This is a genomic window from Bacillus sp. 95MFCvi2.1, from assembly GCF_000374965.1.
GTDB lineage: Bacteria > Bacillota > Bacilli > Bacillales > Bacillaceae_G > Bacillus_A > Bacillus_A pseudomycoides.
In genome coordinates this window covers 1-2,247 of record NZ_KB895767.1, presented here as the reverse complement: position 1 = coordinate 2,247, position 2,247 = coordinate 1, and the positions used below count along the sequence as shown (strand labels likewise).

General features: G+C 34.0%; 3 protein-coding genes. 1 reads left to right on the top strand and 2 read right to left on the bottom strand.

The window, feature by feature from the left end; translation table 11 throughout:
- Positions 1 to 211: 211 nt before the first annotated feature.
- Positions 212 to 817, top strand: coding sequence for a hypothetical protein (locus C568_RS0130085; RefSeq protein WP_018783729.1), 606 nt, complete (start codon positions 212 to 214; stop codon positions 815 to 817).
- A gap of 210 nt (positions 818 to 1,027) precedes the next feature.
- On the opposite strand, the gene C568_RS34035 is transcribed toward C568_RS0130085, so the two are convergent.
- Positions 1,028 to 1,141, bottom strand: a complete 114-nt coding sequence (locus tag C568_RS34035) for a YjcZ family sporulation protein (protein WP_003203942.1) — start codon at positions 1,139 to 1,141, stop codon at positions 1,028 to 1,030.
- Between the two features lie 639 nt (positions 1,142 to 1,780).
- Entirely contained in the window at positions 1,781 to 2,059 is a 279-nt protein-coding gene (locus C568_RS0130075; protein ID WP_018783728.1) for a hypothetical protein, read from the bottom strand.
- Positions 2,060 to 2,247: the final 188 nt, after the last annotated feature.

Below are 2,247 nucleotides of genomic sequence, written 5' to 3'. Positions count from 1 at the left end.
CTTAGCGTGTTTTTTTTCCGAAATGCTGGCGGTACCCCAGTATTATGTGTAAAATTTAACTCCATTTTTGTTAAACTTTAACTACGTTTTTGTTAAAATTTTACTTTTTATATGTCTTTTACCTCAAGGGTGATAGAATACCTAAGGGATATTTTGTTTTTATTACAAAAAAGTATAAATACCCCAAAAATACATTTATGAGGTGATCTTGATGAGAAGAAATCTTAAATCGGTTGTCTTGATGTGCTTTGCTCTAATTGCAGTCTTTTTTTCAGTAGCACCCTCAACCTTTGCTGAAGAGGGGAAAAGTCAATTTGTTCTGATTAATGGGAAAAAAGCAAGTTCTCCCGTCCAAGATAGTCAAGTAAAACATATCTTCTTCACGAAAGATCAGAATGGAAAAGAAATTAAGTATGGATTCACCAATGAAAAAGAATTTCAGCAATTTGTTCAAAATAAAGAATACGAAAAACACCGTGAATATAAAAATCCAAAAGCAGAACTAATCAAGAAAGAAAACTTGACTACTCTGGGTACTGGACCAAATTATACTGATTTCTACTGGGATATTAATAAAGGTGGATCCCGTATTTCTTATGCAATAGGAACTTACACAGATTACGTCGGTAATTACTGGAACGATCAAATTTCTTCAATTAGTACTGCAGCTAGTGGCTATACAAGAGTTTGGGAACATGCTAGTTATGGGGGAGCTACTTACGCTTGGGACAATTACGCTTATTGGGGACATACCATTAACCTGAATGATTATGGATGGAATGACGCAATTTCTTCTTTAGGAGTGTTTAACTACTAAGATTGAATAGAGGAGATAATTAACTATAGAATGTCCCCTCACATCTGAAATTTTTTCACTTTTATTTTTAAAACAAGTTCTAGTTATGTAAATGAGCTGTCCATATGGGCGGCTTATTGTATTTTTTGCTTAATATGAGTTTTTTCTAAAATGCTGGCGGGACCCAATAAAGAAAAGACACTCATAAGAGTGTCTTTTCTGATAGTTTTTTTAGCAGAAGCAAGCAGCTCCAACTATGATTAATAGTATAAAGAGGACAACGAGTAAAGCGAAGCCTCCAGCAAAGCCACCGCCACAACTTCCACAACTACCACCAAAGCCCATAATAGTTCCTCCTTTAACTTTAAATAGGAGGGGAAAACATTGAGTCATTCATGTATTTTAACGGTCTACATTAGTCTATGATTTTAGAAAATATGTGAGCAGGTCCTTTAATAAATAAAGAAAAGACATCATAAGATGCCTTTCTCTTTTTTATATTGTTACTCTATCGATCTTCGACGGTACCCCTATTATATATGCTATATTCTTATTCTCCTTTTTCTAACATTAGAACCACCAATCTTGGCGAAGACATTCGTTTTTGCCCTGCCCTGGGGTCCGTCCTCGCTTTTTATTCCACGGTTCCCTTGACCACGAGCCTCCGAACCCTCAAACTCCCAAAGCCAACCCCAGCGGGCGAAAACCGCCCTTCTGGGGCCACCTCTGGCGAGTTTGCATGAGGATTCCCCTCATCGTCAAGGAACTTTCGCGGCATAAACGCCAGGACTCAGCGATTCCACATGCGCGGCAACTACGATCCCTTCTAAATGCATTTTTTATTAAATTCAATATTTATTGTTAACAATAAATAAAAAGCTAATTTTCATAGAAAATTAGCTTTTTAACTTTAATATTCACATAAAATTATACCTGTAATTTCACTTACCGTATTTTAAAACTTCTTAATAAAAAAACAGAACATTAAAGTGTATTATATTTTTTCACTTGTAATGGAATAGTTATAACATATAAATCTACAGCATAATAAGTAATCCAAATCCCTTTACCTTCAACATCAAGTTTTGATTGGTAAAACTGTTCTAAAATTTTTCTTTTCCCCCATCTTTTAGGGAACCATTTGAATACTTTAGGAACATTATATTTTTTATTAGACCATACCTTTAATCTCCATAGAACTAAAATAACTGTAATCAGGATAATAAAATTAATAAACTCAGAATATGAAGCTTTTAAAAACATATATCCTCTACCTTTTCATTAGAAATGTAACAACTTATCCTCTTAAAATAGCCTTTTTCACAATAAAATACATTATAGAAAATAGTAAACAAGTACCTACTATGCCAAAAGTCGCAATTGAAATTTTACCTGCCATCGTTTCATGTGGATCTAAAGCATTAGGTAAAATTGTACCAAAAATTGCAATA

Excerpts from the sequence above, each read along its gene's own strand:
- C568_RS34035 (WP_003203942.1), bottom strand. The coding sequence starts at position 1,141 with ATGGGCTTTGGTGGTAGTTGTGGAAGTTGTGGCGGTGGCTTTGCTGGA.
- C568_RS0130075 (WP_018783728.1), bottom strand. The coding sequence starts at position 2,059 with ATGTTTTTAAAAGCTTCATATTCTGAGTTTATTAATTTTATTATCCTG.
- C568_RS0130085 (WP_018783729.1), top strand. The coding sequence starts at position 212 with ATGAGAAGAAATCTTAAATCGGTTGTCTTGATGTGCTTTGCTCTAATT.